We start from the raw sequence: 14,805 nt of genomic DNA on the forward strand, positions 1-14,805 counted from the left end.
GCCCGTGAGGCGTCAACGCGTTCGCGCAATTCCTTGCCGGTCTTGAAGAAAGGAACGTGCTTTTCCTTGACGGCAACACTGTCACCGGTGCGTGGATTGCGACCGACGCGGGAGGGGCGGTGACGGACTGAGAAGGCCCCGAAGCCGCGCAATTCGACCCGCTCGCCGCGCGCCAGGGACTCGGTAATGCCATCGAGAATCGTATTGACCACGCGCTCGACATCCCGGTGGTAGAGATGCGGATTGGCTTCGGCCAGTTTGTCGATCAGCTCGGATTTGATCATGCGACAGCTCCACGCCTGAAAGTCTAAACCTGACCTTTGCGACCGCTCGCGTCAATGAGTCAGACTCAAAAAAAACGGCCGGAGCGAGGAGCTCCGGCCGCCATTTCTACTCAACCCCGAAGGGTCGGGCCGATTTATTCGCCTTTGTCGGCATCTTTCTCGCGCATGGCAGCGCCGAGGATGTCACCGAGCGATGCACCGGCATCGGACGAACCGTATTGCTGGACCGCATCGCGTTCATCGGCGATTTCAAGCGCCTTGACCGAGAGCGAGACACGGCGCGAAGCCTTGTCGACATTGGTGATGCGGGCATCGACCTTGTCGCCGACCGCAAAACGTTCCGGACGCTGTTCGGCACGATCGCGCGACAGGTCGGACTTGCGGATGAAGGCTTTGACGGCAGCGTCGTCGCCGAAGGTGACTTCGATACCGCCGGAGGTGATTTCAGTGACCGTACAGGTCACGGTGTCACCGCGATTGGCACCGGAGGAATCCATCGGATCGCCAGCCAGTTGCTTGATGCCGAGGGAGACGCGTTCCTTGTCGATATCGACGTCGAGAACCTTCGCGTCGACCAGGTCACCCTTCTTGAAGGCCTCGATGGCCTGTTCGCCCGGCTGGTCCCAGGAGATGTCGGAGAGGTGAACCATGCCGTCGATTTCGCCTTCCAGGCCAACGAACAGACCGAATTCGGTGATGTTCTTGACTTCGCCCTGGATTTGCGAGCCCGCCGGATAGGTTTCGGCGAAGACTTCCCATGGATTGCGCTGGGTCTGTTTGACACCGAGCGAGATGCGGCGCTTGTCGGCGTCGACATCGAGAACCATGACTTCGACTTCCTGGGAGGTCGAGAGGATCTTGCCCGGGTGGATATTCTTCTTGGTCCAGCTCATTTCGGACACGTGGACCAGGCCTTCAACGCCTTCTTCGAGTTCAACGAAGGCACCGTATTCGGCGATATTGGTCACGCGGCCCTTGAAGGTGGCGCCGACCGGGTATTTGGCGGCAACGCCTTCCCATGGATCCGACATCAGCTGCTTCATGCCAAGGGAGATACGCTGGGTCTCTTTGTTGATCTTGATGATCTGGACTTTGACGTTCTGGCCGACTTCAACGACTTCCGATGGATGACCAACGCGGCTCCAGGACATGTCGGTGACGTGCAGCAGGCCGTCAATTCCGCCGAGATCGACGAATGCGCCGTAATCGGTGATGTTCTTGACGATACCGTCACGGGCTTCGCCCTCGGCCAGCTGGCCGACGAGTTCCGCACGCTGTTCGGCACGCGATTCTTCAAGCACGGCACGACGCGAAACGACGATATTGCCGCGCGGACGGTCCATTTTGAGAACGGCGAAAGGCTGTTCCTGGTTCATCAGCGGTCCGACATCGCGCACAGGGCGGATATCGACTTGCGAGCCCGGCAGGAAGGCGCTGGCGCCGCCCAGATCGACCGTGAAACCACCCTTGACGCGGCCGACGATGGCACCGTTGACAGGTTCTTTCTTTTCGAAGGACTGCTCGAGGCGATCCCAGCTCTCTTCGCGGCGAGCCTTGTCGCGCGACAGCATGGCTTCACCGAGGGCGTTTTCGATACGCTCGAGGAAGACTTCGACTTCATCGCCCACTTTGGGGGCTTTGGAACCAGGACCGGTGAATTCGCGGGTCGGAATACGGCCCTCGGTCTTGAGACCTACGTCGACGACGACGGCATCGTTTTCAATGGCAGTGACAATGCCCTTGATGACCTGGCCTTCGGCAAGGTCACGGCCGGCCAGGCTGGCTTCCAGCATGGCGGCAAAATCATCGGTCGTCGGGGTAAGGGTTTCGGTAGACATGTAAGAGGTTGCTCCAGAATGCGATGCGAGCCGCAAAATGCGGGATGATTCACACCGCTGGGCCAAAATGGCCCGGCAAGGGGTTTTTCCATGGGCACCAAGAACAAAACCCGCAGCGATCGTGAAATCGCGCGCGTTCTGAAGTCGGTAAGCCCGGTTTCGAGATCGCCAAAGCCGCTGTGGGTCACGCCTTCCGGGCGTTTTCCACAATATCAATGGCTGCAGCAATCGCCGCGTCTATACTCAAGGACGAGGTATCAAGCAAGGTTGCGTCTTCGGCGGGCCGCATGGGCGCATCGGCCCGCTCGGTGTCCCGCGCATCGCGTTCGCGCGTCTGGGCCAGCACGGTTTCATAGCTGATCGGGTCGCCCTTCGCCGTCAGTTCGCGCCAGCGCCGGTCGGCGCGGGTCTCGGCATTCGCGGTGACATACAATTTCACGCGGGCATCGGGGCAGATCACCGTGCCGATATCGCGGCCGTCCAGAATCGCCCCGCCGGTCTGCCGGGCGAAGTCACGCTGCAATTCATAGAGCGCCGCGCGCACAGCCGGCAGCGCTGCAACGCGGGACGCCATCGCGCCGGCTTCGGCGGTGCGGATCCGCGTTTCATCGATCATTGTGACATCAAGGGCGCGCGCCGCGGCCGCAGCGGCGCTTTCGTCAGCGGGATCGATATCGGCGTCGAGTACGGCCACGGCTGTGGCGCGGTAGAGCGAGCCGGTGTCCAGATGCGGCAGCCCGAAATGGCGCGCCAGCGCTTTGGCGATCGTGCCCTTGCCCGAGGCGAGCGGTCCATCAACGGCGATAATCATGTCAGACCCGCTCCAGCTTCGCGCCGAGCGCTTTCATGTCGTCGGCAAAACGCGGATAGCTCGTCGCGATCATCGAGGCATCATCAATGCTCACAGCTTGCCGGGAGGCCAGACCGAGTACAAGGGCACTCATGGCCAGACGGTGGTCGTGATGGGTGGGGACCATCCCGCCGCCCGCGACGGAGCCCGCGCCCTGGCCATGGACCGTCAGGCTGTCCTCGCCGATCTCCAGTTCGACTCCATTGAGGCGCAGAAGATCAGCGGTGCCCGCCAGCCGGTCGCTCTCCTTGGCGCGCAGTTCAGCCAGGCCGGCCATGTGGGTCGTGCCGGTGGCGCAGGCGGCGGCGACGCCGAGCACGGGGTATTCGTCGATCATGGACGGCGCACGAGCGGCCGGAATCCTGACCCCGCGCAGTGTCGAATATGACGCCGTGATATTCATGGTTCGCTCGCCGGCCATTTCCGGCCCCGGCTCGATATCAAGATCGGCGCCCATTTCCTTCAGCGTTTCGATCAGTCCGATGCGAGAGGGATTGTCCATCACACCATTGATCTGGACGCGGGAGCCCGGCGTGATCAGCGCCGCGACGAGCGCAAAGCTGATCGAGGACGGGTCGCCCGGAACGGCGACATCCTGCGCTTTCAACGTCTGATAGCCCGGCAGGCGGATCTGGACACCGTCATCGGTCTGCCTGATCTCGAGGGTGACGCCAAAGGCGCGTAACATCGTCTCGGTATGGTCACGGGTGGCATGGTGTTCGGTGATGACGGTTTCGCCGCTGGCACCGAGTCCGGCGAGCAGGATCGCGGACTTCACCTGGGCCGAAGCGATCGGCGGTGCGTAGGAAATGCCGCTGAGGCGCGAGGGGGCGAGTGTGGCGGGCAGGCGCCCGTCAGTGCTGGAGAAAGCAGCCCCCATCATCTCCAGCGGATCGGTCACGCGCCGCATCGGCCGGGAGGAGAGGCTCGAATCGCCGGTGAAGACAGCGCCAGCGCCGCTGCCGGCAATCGCACCCATCATCAGCCGCACACCCGTGCCCGAATTCCCGAAATCGAGCGGCGAGCGCGGTGTTGCGAAACGGCCCCCGCGGCCAATGACGCGCCAGCGGCCCGGGCCAAGGCGTTCCACCTGCGCGCCCAGTGCGGCAATGGCTTTTGCGGTATTGAGCACATCATCGCTCTCGAGCAGGCCGGTGATCCGGCTCTCGCCCTGGGCCAGCGCGGCCAAGATCAGCGCACGATGCGAGATCGACTTGTCGGCCGGTGCGGCCAGCGTCCCGGTCAGCGGGCCGCTCGGGCGCGCCAAAAACGGGCCTTGCAATTGGGGGGCAAGCTGGGTCATCAACTGAATTTCAACGATTAGGGTGAGAAGACGGCGATCAGGTTTTGACAGAGCGCGATGATCGTGGCAACGGGTCGCGCCGAAAAACAAACCGGTTGTGAAGGGATGTCATGGCCAAACATGAACTGGGTTCCAAGCGCACTTGTCCGAAGTGTGCTGCCAAATTCTACGATCTGGGCCGACGCCCGGCGCGGTGTCCGAAGTGTGCTCACGAGTTCGATCCCGAACTGGTGCCCGTGCGGCTGAAAGTGGCGCCGGAGCCGGTTGATGATGAGGAAGCGCCGGCCAAGGCCAAAGTGGTCGAGCCTGACGGTTTCGAGGATGAGGTCGACGATACGCCGGAAGTCGGTGAAGCGGGCGATGACATCGTGGTCGATGATGATGACGACGATGATGAAGCATCCGGACTCAGCGATGATATCCCCGACGGGTTCGAGGAAGATGATGGCGAGGATCCTGTCGATGAGGATGATAATACAGTCCTGCTCGACGATGATGAGGACGATGATTTCGCCGAATTTACCAAGGGCGAAGACGAGGATCTCTGACCGCGTCTGAGCGGCGCTGCTTAAGGTGCTGCGTAGAGGCTTGATCCGCGTGAAAAGCGGGACTAGTTTCCGCGCCTCTCGCCGCACCCCATCGTGGCGACAAGGATATTGGGGCCATAGCTCAGTTGGGAGAGCGCTTGCATGGCATGCAAGAGGTCGTCGGTTCGATTCCGTCTGGCTCCACCATCTTCTCGATCTCACGGCAGTCCGCTTTGCGGACGCCTCCGATGGGGCGGCCTGACCGGCCGGCGCGCAGTCGCGCTTGCGAACCCTGCGGGTTCGGTGTTGGTGCGTCCAGCTCCACCATCCTTTGCTCACTGCGCGAGCTTCGGCTAGGCAGGCCCAACGCTCAATTCGAGCGAAGGCTCTCTGGTTCGAAATGAAAACAAGGCCCCACCGGATATCCGGTGGGGCCTTGTTTCTATTCGGGCGGGTTCTGCGGGCCGGGCGGGAGGTCGCCCTCATCGCGCAGCCGGGTGCGCTGCGCCTCGAGGCTGTTCGGATAATCGGCGACGTCACCGTATTCGAGAAAATCGCCATAGCGCCGGTGTGTCCCCTGCAGGCGGGCAGCGTGCTTGATCGGACACCAGTATTGCTCCGTGCGCGAGGCAATTTCGTAGACATAGGCGATGACGCCGTTGGCGTAGGAGCAATAGAAGCAATTCACCTTCTGGATCACATTGAGATAGGGCAGGCGATGCCGGTCAAATACGACATAATCGCGCCGCTTGACCTGCTTGACCCCATACACCCGGAAACACACCGCCTGGTACAGGCTCGCCACCACGTCCAGGAGGAAGACCGGGATGGCGACCGCATAGATAAAGGGGGCTGTAAGAATGGTCAGAACGCCGCTATCGACCAGATAGCGACGCAAACCGAGCTTCAGGGCTGTCTGGCGTTCACGTGCCTCGCGGCTGATGAAGAGCCGGCCTTGCTCAAGCTTGTAGCCATAGCTGCGGCGCCGCTCGGCGAGTTCTTCTTCGAGCTCGGTCTCGAGCGAATGGATCTTCTCGAGCAATTGGTTGATTTGTGATCGCATGGGTCGGGCTCCCGCGGCAGGCTGATCCTGCATACCGGAGCATACACAAATTGCGTCAGGGCGTGCCAGTTGCGTTTTGCCACACCTGGGTCGGATAGGCCCGTCAGGCGCTCTGGCGGGCTCAGGCGGCGTCGGTAGCGGGCTCGCCGGCCAGGACAGCATAGACGGCATCGGCATCGGGCGCGGCGCGCAGGCGCTGGCGCACATCCTCACGGCGCAGCATGCGCGAGACGCGGGCCAGGGCCTTGAGGTGCTCGGCACCGGCATCTTCCGGCGCCAGCAGCAGAAAAATCAGGTCGGCGGGCTGTCCGTCGATTGATTCGAAATCCACCGGCGAGCGCAACCGCATGAAGAAGCCGGTGACGGCATCAATGCCGGCCAGGCGCGCATGCGGAATGGCGACGCCCTGGCCGACACCGGTCGAGCCAAGGCGTTCACGCTGCAATACGGCTTCGAAAATTTCCCGTGGGTTGAGACCCGTTGCATGCCCTGCCGTTTCCGACATCGCTTGCAAGACTTGCTTGCGACTGGACGCACCGAAGTCCACGGCGGCGCCGCCATCGGGAATCAGATCTGCTAATGCCATGATAAAAACAACTCTATTTCAAGCCTGTCAGGCCTGCACTGCACGGGCCGGGTCGATCCAGCCGATATGGCCGTCCGGTCGCCGATAGACAATGTTCAGCCCGCCGCTGGCGGCATTGCGAAACATCAGGAAGGGCGAATCGGCCGCATCGAGCTCCAGTGAGGCCATGCCGACCGTCAGCGTCCGGAATTCTCCGGCATGTTCGGCGATGACAATCGGTTCCGGCGCGTCGGCCCGAGTCTCATCGACATGATCGTCGGCTTCCTCGGAATAGGCGTCACGCATGCCTTTGAGCACGACGATCGGCAGCGCCTCCGCCGGCAGTTCGGCCTTGTGGTCATGACGGTGATTCTTGAGCTTGCGCTTGTAGCGGCGCAGCCGCTTCTCAAGCTTGTCCATGGTGACTTCGGCGGCCTTGTAGGCGTCGTCGGCGCTGTCATGGGCCTGAAGCATCATGCCGGAAGGCAGGTGCAGGGAGCAGTCGATGCGAAAACCGATACCCTCGCGTGCGATCGAGACATAGGCCTCGCCGGGGCGATTGAAGTATTTCGCGACACCGTCTTCGACCCGTTCCAGGATCCTGGCTCTCAGGCTATCGCTGACATCGATGCCCTTACTTACGATTTGAATGTGCATGCGCTCCTTCCCGCTGGCCATACACCAGCTTGTGAGGCGTCAAAAACTATTCCACCTCCCCCCGGATTGCGGGCGGACCCTAGTCGTGGGCTGTAGTGAGAGTCAATCGTACGCGGTGGTGGCTTTCCAACCACATGGGGCATGACACAGCTACCACCTTCATGCGCGGATTGTCCTGTCGTCAGCTGGCACGTTTCAACATGCGTCGGCGCTGGACCGAAGAGGGTATATTCAACGCCTCGCGGTATTTAGCCACAGTCCGGCGGGCGATTTCAATCCCCTCATCGTGCAATAGCTCGACAAGTTTGTCGTCGGAGAGAACATCGTCGGCGGTTTCCTGCTGGATCAGGAGTTTGATTCTGTGCCTGACAGCCTCTGCCGAGTGGGATTCGCCACCGCCGGCCGAGGGGATCGAGGAGGTGAAGAAATACTTCAGTTCGAACATGCCGCGCGGCGTGGAGACGTATTTATTGGACGTGACACGGCTGACGGTTGATTCGTGCATGCCGATGGCATCGGCGACGGTCTTCAGATTCAGGGGCCGTAAATAGGCGACGCCATGCACCAGGAAGAGATCCTGCTGACGCACGATTTCGCTTGAAACCTTGAGGATGGTGCGGGCACGCTGATCGAGGCTTTTCACCAGCCAGCTGGCACTCTGGCTGCATTCAGTGATGAAACTGCGTTCCGACTCATTGCGAGCGGCCGCGTTGATCTCATTGTAGTATCGGTTGTTGATCAGAACCCGCGGCAGGGTTTCGGAATTGAGTTCCACATGCCAGCCGCCATCGGGGGCCTGACGAATATAGACGTCGGGCTCGACCGCGCGGGTCGATTCGGTACCGAAGGCGAGGCCCGGCTTCGGGGTGAGGCCCTTGATCTCGGAGATCATGTCGTCGAGGTCCTCGCCATCAACGCCACACAAGGCCTTCAGGGCTGTGTAATCATGCTTGGCGAGGCGCTCCAGATTGTCGAGCAGGATCGCCATTGCCGGGTCGAGCCGGTTCATTTCCTTCAATTGCAGCGCCAGGCATTCGGCCAGGTCGCGGGCCATCACGCCGGCCGGCTCGAAGGTCTGGGTCAGGGTGAGCATGGCTTCGATACGGGCGCGCTCCAACCCCAGGCGCTCGGCGATCTCGTCGAGATCGGCGCGCAGATAGCCGTCTTCATCAGCCAGGTCGATCAGGTGGGCGCCAATCAGGCGGTCGATCGGGTCCGAGGTGGCGGTCGATAATTGTTCGTGCAGGTGTTCAGCCAGAGAGATGTCGCGCGAGGAATTGGCGATCGCGTCGTATTCTTCGCCATTGAAGGAGCCGCCGGCGCTGCCGGTGGACGACCAGGTGCTGGCGCCCATTCCGACCGAATCGCCCGCTTGCGCCGTTTCGACGCCGGACAGGTCGGATTTGGAATCCTCGCCATGCAACATGTCCGAATCAGCATCGATGGCGTCGGCGGCATCGCCATTGGCAGCCGTGAATTCGAGTTCGCGGGTCTCGTTGTCGCTTTCCTGGCGGGTTGATTCGGTGCTTTCGCTCCGGTCGTCGCGCTCGAGCAGGGGATTCTGTTCGAGCTCGCTTTCAACGAATTCGGCAAGCTCGATATTCGAGAGCTGCAACAGCTTGATGGCTTGTTGTAGCTGGGGCGTCATCACCAGGGATTGACCCTGGCGCATCTCCAGCTTTTGCATCAGTCCGGCCATGAACGCCTCTGCGTGGTGGTTTACGGCAGAAGTTAATCAGGCAAAGCTTTCTCCGAGATAAACGCGGCGCACATCAGGATCGGCGCGAATGGCGCTCGGCGAACCCTCGAACAGCACTTCGCCTTCATGGATGATGGTGGCCCGGTCAGTGATTTCAAGCGTTTCGCGGACATTGTGATCGGTGATCAGTATCCCGATCCCGCGGTCCTTGAGGAAGCGGATCAGATCACGAATGTCGGCGATCGCCAGAGGGTCGATGCCCGCGAAGGGCTCGTCGAGCAGCATGAAGGAGGGGCGAGTCGCGAGCGCCCGGGCGATTTCGACCCGGCGGCGTTCGCCACCGGACAGCGAAGGCGCCGGTGCGTCGGCCAGATGGGAAATGCGCAATTCCTCGAGCAATTGATCGACCAGCTCATGGCGCTGGGTGCGGTCCTTCTCGACTACTTCCGCCACGGCGAGCACATTTTCGCGCACTGTCATGCCCTGGAAGATGGATTTCTCCTGCGGCAGATAGCCGATCCCGAGCCGCGCGCGCTGATACATGGGAAGGCGGGTGATATCCTCGCCATCGAGCAGGATGCGGCCATAATCGACGTCGACGAGACCGGTGATCATGTAGAAACAGGTCGTCTTGCCAGCGCCATTGGGGCCGAGCAGGCCTGCGACTTCGCCGCGTTGCAGCGATAGAGAGACTCCCTTCACGACGGGGCGCTTGCGATAGGTCTTGCCGATTGCCTCGACCACCAGTCCCGTGCTGAGAGCGGACGGGGCCGCTGCGAAGTCTTCGGTCATTGCCATGCTCAACTTGCCCTCGATCGGAATTCTAGCGGCCGCCCGTGCCGTCGCCATTGTCGGTGGCCGGCGGGGTCTCGCTACGGCGCGGATAGATCACGGCCCGCACTGGTGCGCCATCGCCCTCTTCACCGAAATTGGAATTCCCGGAGGTCAGATTGGAGACAAAACGCGTAGTGGTAATGACATTTTCGCCCTGGGTGATGACGACATCGCCGGTCAGTGTGATGGTGTCAGGCCCCATTTCATAAACGCCAAGATCGCCGGTAGCGTTCTGGAAGGGGGAAAAATAGCGCACATGCCCGGTCGCGATGACGCGTTCGATATCGCCGCGACTACCATCTTCCGGCTGGGTCCAGACCAGTTCGACGCGGTCGGCCATCAGGCGGCGATCGCCTTGGGTGATGTCGACATTGCCGTTCAGTATGGTGCGGCCCTCATCGTCGAGATTCTCGATCCGGTCGGCGATGGTGTCGAGCGGTTGTGAGGAATCCCCGATCTGGGCATGGGCAGCTGCGAGCGGCGCCAGCAGGAGGCAGGACAGGGCGGTCAGTCGGGCAAGCAGGCGGATCATTGATCTGCTCCTTCGCTGGGGGCGGTTCGGGCTTGTACTATACGCGCATGTACATTGCCTTCGAAAATGACGCGATTGCCGCCATCATGAATTTCATAGCGTTCGGCGGTGATCGTGCCGACCGGTCCGGTACCCGTCACCGGCATCTCCCCGGCCACGCGTTCCTCGCGCAGGAAGATCCGGGCATGCTGGGAGGCGAAGCTATACCCGTTATCAGTGTTCAGATTGACGTCGGAATACAGGTCGAGAATGCGGTTGGCCGGATCGAAGGTTCCGGTCTGGGCCAGCACTTCTGACGCGCTCGTTCCGGTATTGAGGAAATCGTAATCGAGGCGCGGGCGTTCCAGTTCGGTCAGTCCGTCGGCATTGTCGCGGCGGCGGATCGCCACATCGGCGGTCAGGGCATAGGGGGTCAGACGCTCGTCACGGCCGGTGATGCGCGGATTGATCATGCGCACATCCGTGCTCACGGCCTCGTCGGGCAAGCTGGGGCCGCTGGCAGCGCCGATAAATAATTGCACCACCAGCAAAGCCAGCAGCGCGATGATGCCGGCGATGAAGCCAAAGCGCAGCCAGCGCACAAAGCGCGACCGGCGCCGGGCAGCGCTCAGCGTCAATGCGCGGCGGGGCTCCCAGCTGCCATGCATTGTAGGCTGGAACAGCTCAAGGCCGGGATTGGCGGTCGTACTCATCGACAGATCATCATCTCGCAAACGGCAGGCACAGCCTTGCCGCGCAACAAAGACCAGCCTTTGCTGGCCTTTTCAAGGCATGGCGGCTCAGGCGTGGGCGAAAATATCGGTGTCCGGCCAGCCTGCGAGGTCGAGTTTGGCACGCATTGGCAGAAAATCGAAACAGGCCTTTGCCATTTCCATCCGGCCTTCACGCTCCAGCATCCCGGTCAGCTTCTCGCGCAACTGGTGCAGGTAAAGCACGTCGGACGCCGCATATTCCAGCTGAGCCTTCGACAATTCATCGGCGCCCCAGTCGGAGCTCTGCTGCTGCTTGTTCATGTCGATGCCGACCAGTTCGCGCGTCACATCCTTCAGGCCATGACGGTCGGTATAGGTGCGGCAGAGCTTGGACGCGATCTTGGTACAGAAGACCGGCGCCAGGGTGATGCCGAGACTGCGCTCGACCATGGCGACATCAAAACGGGCGAAGTGGAGGATTTTCTCGACGCCGGGATCGCCCAGCAGGGCTTTCAGATTGGGGCAGTCATATTCCGGCCGGATCAGCTGCACGACATGCGCATCGCCATCACCACTGGAGAGCTGCACGACGCACAGCGCATCGCGGGTCAGGGACAGGCCTAGGGTTTCCGTGTCGATGGCCACCAGCGGGCCCAGGTCGATATCGGCGGGCAGGTCGCCGCGGTGGTAATGTACAGTCATCGCTCAATCCTCAATCTCTGGCACGCGTCCTAACGCCCTGCGCGGCCCGGCGCAATGCGGCTGATCTTGTCTTCCAGGCTGCGCCGGTCATCCCGATTGAGAAATTGCGGCGTTTCAGTCTCGGCCACCGGCCCGGACGCCTCGAGCGCGTCGAACAGCGCCGTGGCGGCCTGCCCGTCGGCTGTCTCCAGCCAGCGCTGGCGGCGGGCCCGGATGGCGACGGCGCTGTCAGCCAGATTGCCGGGCTCGAGCCGGTCGCCCGACACCCCGTCAGCCGGGATGGCATCGCCCCGCAATGTGTCCAGCATGGCCTGACCAATATGCGGCAGATAATGGGAGGGTTCATAGAAATTGGGATGCGCGGCGACCTGGTCCGGTCCCGGCGCGGGCAGGCTGGCGAAATCGCGAAAGCCGGAGAAATCCCACAAGACCGCGCCGCCGCCTTCAATACAGGCATTGTCCGGGCTCGCCGCGGCGTGACGGTCGAAGACATCGGTCAGGCTTTCACGCAGTTCGAAATAAGTATCGCTCCGGCCAGAGCGGAACAGGGCTTCCTCACGCCAGGCATGCAGCGGGTGAATGAAGCCGATCACCTGGACGCCATTCGCCGTCAATGCGTCAAGAGCGTGATCGAACAGTGCGACGCGGCCGGGATCGAAATTATAACCCAGATAATAACCGTATATCCCGCGCACGCCGCTTTCATAGCGCTGCCGCTGGGCGCCGGCCGGATAGGTCTCGGCCCAGGGCACGCGCGGCGACCCACCCCCGAGATTGTCGGCAATCAGCTGAACCGAGGCCCCGAATGTGTTCGGCGAGAGCGATACCCGGGTCATGGAGAGCGGTCGGTTGGCGTCATGCAGGGCCGAGAGCCAATAGGTCGCCTTGGCCTTGGAATGGGTGCCGAACTCATCGAGGTCGAGCCCGATCACGACGCAGCGCAGGGAGCGGTTCCGGGCTGCCAGGACCATGGCCTGACTGAGTTCGAAAATATTGGTGCCGCGCATGCCGGCATTGTAAATCTCGCCCGGCCAGCCGGTGGGCTCGTGCGGGAAGCCATCAACCGTGCGCGAGGAGCCGAGCAGGATGGAGGCATCGCCGCCGCGCGCCAGCCGGTCGCCGACATGGACCCGGCCACCATCGCCATACAGCCGCGTATCGCGCGCCGTCAGCCCGGCTATGTCCGGCGCGCCCGTGACGCCGAACGGGTCGATCAGGGCGTTGAAGGCCGCAAAGCCCAGCAGGATGGTGAGCAGGGCGATCAGCAATGTTCTGGCGTAATGCTTCATGCGATCAGCCCTGGACACGGTCGGGGAAGCGGTCAGGAGCCTGCCCCCGCCGGGGGGACGCTAGCGGCGCACACCGGTCACGGCAAGGCGAGGCTGCACGCGCCTGGAGCTGCACCCAGTCAGGGCACCTGGGGGGTGCGGCGGCGATAGAAGACCGTTACCGCGTTTCCCCCCAGCCTGGCCGTGTGCCGGGCCTGATAGCCCAGCTTGCCGGCCAGTCCGGTCGAGGCCGTATTGACGGGGTCGATGATGCAACAGGTCTCCGGCCGGTCGAGTGCGCGATCGGCCCAGTCGAGCACGGCGCGCATGGCTTCGCTGCCGAGGCCGCGGCCGTGCGCGGCCGGCAAGAGGGCCCAGCCGCTCTCGGGGACATCGCCGAGCGGTGGCAGGAGTTCGCGCTTCAGGTCCGCCAGGCCGGCCTCACCGAGAAAACGGCCATCGGCGCGGTCGGTAATCGCCCAATAGCCAAAGCCCAGCATCCCCCACATGCCACCATAGCGCAGCAGGCGCTGCCAGACCTCGTGCTCTGTTGACGCGCGCCCGCCGATGAAGCGGGTGACGCCGGGATCCGTCCACAAGGCCAGGCTGCCGGCAAAATCTTCAACCGTATGGGCACGCAGCGCGAGCCGCTCGGTGACCAGGGTCGGGACGATGTTGGGAGGGGCAGAATTCATGCCGTCACCAGGGCCGGATTTCGGCACGGAAAGCGCGCCTTTCGCCAGAGCTAAACCCGCCAGCGGGTGCCGCGTCAATCTGTGTCTTGGCGCTGGCGGTGACGATTCATGCGGGGAATGGGCCGGTTTATATTCGCGTCAGCGGGGAGCCGGCTGTAAGCTTGCCGCCAGGACGGCCATAATGCGGGGTGGCAGATGCCTGACCGGGCCGTTGGCCGCCGGGGTGGGACGGCGAATGGGGGAGTTGCAATGATCGAGATTCTGGGAGCCCTGGGGCTGGCCGAATGGCTGGGCCTCGCCTCGGTGAGTGCCGTTGTGCTGGGGGCTTTCCGGTTTCGCGCCCGGCCCAGGCGTGGCGATGCCGCTGCCACGCCGCCGCCGGTCACGGCGCGTCAGGGCGGCGATGGCGCGGACTTGCCGCCCGGCATGAGCCCCGCCGATGCCCACCGCCTCCGGGTCCAGGCCAGCACCGAGGCCTTCCAGACCGGGCGCGGCAGTGTCGTGCTGCGCATCGTGCATCATCTGCCCTATGAATATGTCGATGAATTCACCGCGATCGAAGCGATCGACGCCCTGCGCGCCGCCGGCCCTGATGCGCCGGTCGACATCATCCTGCACACGCCCGGCGGCCTGTTGCACGCGGCGCAGCAGATCCTGCACGCCCTCAAGCATCATCGCGGCCGCAAGACCGCCTTCATCCCCTATAGTGCCTGGTCGGCGGGCACGATGATCGCCCTGGCCTGCGACGAGATCGTGCTCGGATCCAGCGCCGTGATCGGCCCGATCGACCCGCAGCTCGGCGGCCTGCCGGCGCCATTGCTGGCCGAACTTCTCGACGACAAGAGCAATGACCGCATCAATGACCAGATGCTGGTGATCGCGAAAATGGCAAAACAGGCGGTCAAGGAGGCCAAGGAATTTGCCTGCGACTACGTCAACCCGGTCCATAATGGCGGCAATGAGAGCTGCGCCCTGACCAATGAGCTGATCGGCAGCGGCCGCAATCACCAGGCCCCGATCATGCCGCAGGAGGCAAAGGCGATGGGGTTGAATGTCTCGATGGACATGCCCGAATTGCTGTATCAGATCTGCCAGCCGCCGCCCGAGGAAGAGGCCATGCTGACGGTCAATCTGTTCGGCTCGCGCATCGATGAAAAGACCGCCAGCCTGCTCGACCTGAAATCGCTCGGAAAGCCGGCGCGCTGAACGCGCGGCCTACACGAAACCCGCCTGCCTCGATGCGAGGCAGGTGAGGGCTGTCGGTCATGCTGGAGGTCCAGTGGTGCCAGGAGAGGC

At 62.7% G+C, this 14,805-nt stretch carries 16 protein-coding genes and 1 tRNA gene; 3 read left to right on the forward strand and 14 right to left on the reverse strand.

Annotated features, from left to right (window positions below):
* From AAC023_RS10890 to aroA, 4 genes are all read right to left on the reverse strand, one after another.
* The coding region (locus tag AAC023_RS10890; RefSeq protein WP_339741131.1) for an integration host factor subunit beta at nucleotides 1-284 on the reverse strand (284 nt) is incomplete at its 3' end.
* Between the two features lie 134 nt (nucleotides 285-418).
* Nucleotides 419-2,122 carry a 30S ribosomal protein S1 gene (rpsA, locus tag AAC023_RS10895; protein WP_339741133.1) on the reverse strand — a complete coding sequence of 568 codons (1,704 nt, stop codon included), beginning with the start codon at nucleotides 2,120-2,122 and terminating at the stop codon, nucleotides 419-421.
* Between the two features lie 184 nt (nucleotides 2,123-2,306).
* Nucleotides 2,307-2,933: a (d)CMP kinase gene (cmk, locus tag AAC023_RS10900; RefSeq protein ID WP_339741135.1), complete on the reverse strand. Its 627-nt coding sequence runs from the start codon at nucleotides 2,931-2,933 to the stop codon at nucleotides 2,307-2,309.
* Nucleotide 2,934: 1 nt separating this feature from the next.
* Nucleotides 2,935-4,275, reverse strand: a complete 1,341-nt coding sequence (aroA, locus tag AAC023_RS10905) for a 3-phosphoshikimate 1-carboxyvinyltransferase (RefSeq protein ID WP_339741138.1) — start codon at nucleotides 4,273-4,275, stop codon at nucleotides 2,935-2,937.
* A gap of 110 nt (nucleotides 4,276-4,385) precedes the next feature.
* Here aroA and AAC023_RS10910 point away from each other — a divergent pair, with 110 nt between their 5' ends.
* On the forward strand, nucleotides 4,386-4,823 hold the full coding sequence (locus AAC023_RS10910; protein ID WP_339741140.1) for a TIGR02300 family protein: 438 nt from the start codon (nucleotides 4,386-4,388) through the stop codon (nucleotides 4,821-4,823).
* Nucleotides 4,824-4,933: 110 nt separating this feature from the next.
* Nucleotides 4,934-5,009, forward strand: a tRNA-Ala gene (locus AAC023_RS10915).
* 235 nt (nucleotides 5,010-5,244) lie between these two features.
* On the opposite strand, the gene AAC023_RS10920 is transcribed toward AAC023_RS10915, so the two are convergent.
* From AAC023_RS10920 to AAC023_RS10965, 10 genes are all read right to left on the reverse strand, one after another.
* A complete protein-coding gene (locus AAC023_RS10920) occupies nucleotides 5,245-5,865 on the reverse strand; it encodes a hypothetical protein (protein ID WP_339741142.1) in 621 nt (206 codons plus the stop codon).
* Nucleotides 5,866-5,986: 121 nt separating this feature from the next.
* Nucleotides 5,987-6,451 carry a PTS IIA-like nitrogen regulatory protein PtsN gene (ptsN, locus tag AAC023_RS10925; RefSeq protein ID WP_339741145.1) on the reverse strand — a complete coding sequence of 155 codons (465 nt, stop codon included), beginning with the start codon at nucleotides 6,449-6,451 and terminating at the stop codon, nucleotides 5,987-5,989.
* Nucleotides 6,452-6,478: 27 nt separating this feature from the next.
* Nucleotides 6,479-7,087: a ribosome-associated translation inhibitor RaiA gene (raiA, locus tag AAC023_RS10930; RefSeq protein ID WP_339741147.1), complete on the reverse strand. Its 609-nt coding sequence runs from the start codon at nucleotides 7,085-7,087 to the stop codon at nucleotides 6,479-6,481.
* Nucleotides 7,088-7,268: 181 nt separating this feature from the next.
* A complete protein-coding gene (rpoN, locus tag AAC023_RS10935; RefSeq protein ID WP_339741149.1) occupies nucleotides 7,269-8,786 on the reverse strand; it encodes an RNA polymerase factor sigma-54 in 1,518 nt (505 codons plus the stop codon).
* 36 nt (nucleotides 8,787-8,822) lie between these two features.
* Nucleotides 8,823-9,578, reverse strand: coding sequence for an LPS export ABC transporter ATP-binding protein (gene lptB, locus AAC023_RS10940; protein ID WP_339741151.1), 756 nt, complete (start codon nucleotides 9,576-9,578; stop codon nucleotides 8,823-8,825).
* Nucleotides 9,579-9,609: 31 nt separating this feature from the next.
* Nucleotides 9,610-10,152, reverse strand: a complete 543-nt coding sequence (locus tag AAC023_RS10945) for an LptA/OstA family protein (RefSeq protein WP_339741153.1) — start codon at nucleotides 10,150-10,152, stop codon at nucleotides 9,610-9,612.
* A complete protein-coding gene (gene lptC / locus AAC023_RS10950) occupies nucleotides 10,149-10,844 on the reverse strand; it encodes an LPS export ABC transporter periplasmic protein LptC (RefSeq protein WP_339741155.1) in 696 nt (231 codons plus the stop codon). The genes AAC023_RS10945 and lptC overlap by 4 nt, the downstream gene beginning before the upstream one ends.
* 87 nt (nucleotides 10,845-10,931) lie before the next feature.
* Nucleotides 10,932-11,546 carry a ribonuclease D gene (locus tag AAC023_RS10955; RefSeq protein WP_339741158.1) on the reverse strand — a complete coding sequence of 205 codons (615 nt, stop codon included), beginning with the start codon at nucleotides 11,544-11,546 and terminating at the stop codon, nucleotides 10,932-10,934.
* A gap of 29 nt (nucleotides 11,547-11,575) precedes the next feature.
* Nucleotides 11,576-12,835 (reverse strand): hypothetical protein, encoded by a 1,260-nt coding sequence (locus tag AAC023_RS10960; RefSeq protein WP_339741160.1) that lies wholly within the window; start codon nucleotides 12,833-12,835, stop codon nucleotides 11,576-11,578.
* Nucleotides 12,836-12,954: 119 nt separating this feature from the next.
* Nucleotides 12,955-13,509, reverse strand: a complete 555-nt coding sequence (locus AAC023_RS10965; protein WP_339741163.1) for a GNAT family N-acetyltransferase — start codon at nucleotides 13,507-13,509, stop codon at nucleotides 12,955-12,957.
* A 249-nt stretch (nucleotides 13,510-13,758) separates the two neighbouring features.
* On the opposite strand from AAC023_RS10965, the gene AAC023_RS10970 reads away from it, so the two are divergent.
* A complete protein-coding gene (locus AAC023_RS10970) occupies nucleotides 13,759-14,715 on the forward strand; it encodes a hypothetical protein (protein WP_339741166.1) in 957 nt (318 codons plus the stop codon).
* The last annotated feature ends 90 nt before the right edge of the window (nucleotides 14,716-14,805 follow it).

The sequence above is a fragment of the uncultured Maricaulis sp. genome, assembly GCF_963976135.1.
In the GTDB taxonomy this organism is placed as follows: domain Bacteria; phylum Pseudomonadota; class Alphaproteobacteria; order Caulobacterales; family Maricaulaceae; genus Maricaulis.

Bases quoted from the DNA above. Each gene is read 5' to 3' on its own strand.
- rpsA (WP_339741133.1), bottom strand. From the start codon at position 2,122: ATGTCTACCGAAACCCTTACCCCGACGACCGATGATTTTGCCGCCATG.
- cmk (WP_339741135.1), bottom strand. From the start codon at position 2,933: ATGATTATCGCCGTTGATGGACCGCTCGCCTCGGGCAAGGGCACGATC.
- aroA (WP_339741138.1), bottom strand. From the start codon at position 4,275: ATGACCCAGCTTGCCCCCCAATTGCAAGGCCCGTTTTTGGCGCGCCCG.
- AAC023_RS10910 (WP_339741140.1), top strand. From the start codon at position 4,386: ATGGCCAAACATGAACTGGGTTCCAAGCGCACTTGTCCGAAGTGTGCT.
- AAC023_RS10920 (WP_339741142.1), bottom strand. From the start codon at position 5,865: ATGCGATCACAAATCAACCAATTGCTCGAGAAGATCCATTCGCTCGAG.
- ptsN (WP_339741145.1), bottom strand. From the start codon at position 6,451: ATGGCATTAGCAGATCTGATTCCCGATGGCGGCGCCGCCGTGGACTTC.
- raiA (WP_339741147.1), bottom strand. From the start codon at position 7,087: ATGCACATTCAAATCGTAAGTAAGGGCATCGATGTCAGCGATAGCCTG.
- rpoN (WP_339741149.1), bottom strand. From the start codon at position 8,786: ATGGCCGGACTGATGCAAAAGCTGGAGATGCGCCAGGGTCAATCCCTG.
- lptB (WP_339741151.1), bottom strand. From the start codon at position 9,578: ATGACCGAAGACTTCGCAGCGGCCCCGTCCGCTCTCAGCACGGGACTG.
- AAC023_RS10945 (WP_339741153.1), bottom strand. From the start codon at position 10,152: ATGATCCGCCTGCTTGCCCGACTGACCGCCCTGTCCTGCCTCCTGCTG.
- lptC (WP_339741155.1), bottom strand. From the start codon at position 10,844: ATGAGTACGACCGCCAATCCCGGCCTTGAGCTGTTCCAGCCTACAATG.
- AAC023_RS10955 (WP_339741158.1), bottom strand. From the start codon at position 11,546: ATGACTGTACATTACCACCGCGGCGACCTGCCCGCCGATATCGACCTG.
- AAC023_RS10960 (WP_339741160.1), bottom strand. From the start codon at position 12,835: ATGAAGCATTACGCCAGAACATTGCTGATCGCCCTGCTCACCATCCTG.
- AAC023_RS10965 (WP_339741163.1), bottom strand. From the start codon at position 13,509: ATGAATTCTGCCCCTCCCAACATCGTCCCGACCCTGGTCACCGAGCGG.
- AAC023_RS10970 (WP_339741166.1), top strand. From the start codon at position 13,759: ATGATCGAGATTCTGGGAGCCCTGGGGCTGGCCGAATGGCTGGGCCTC.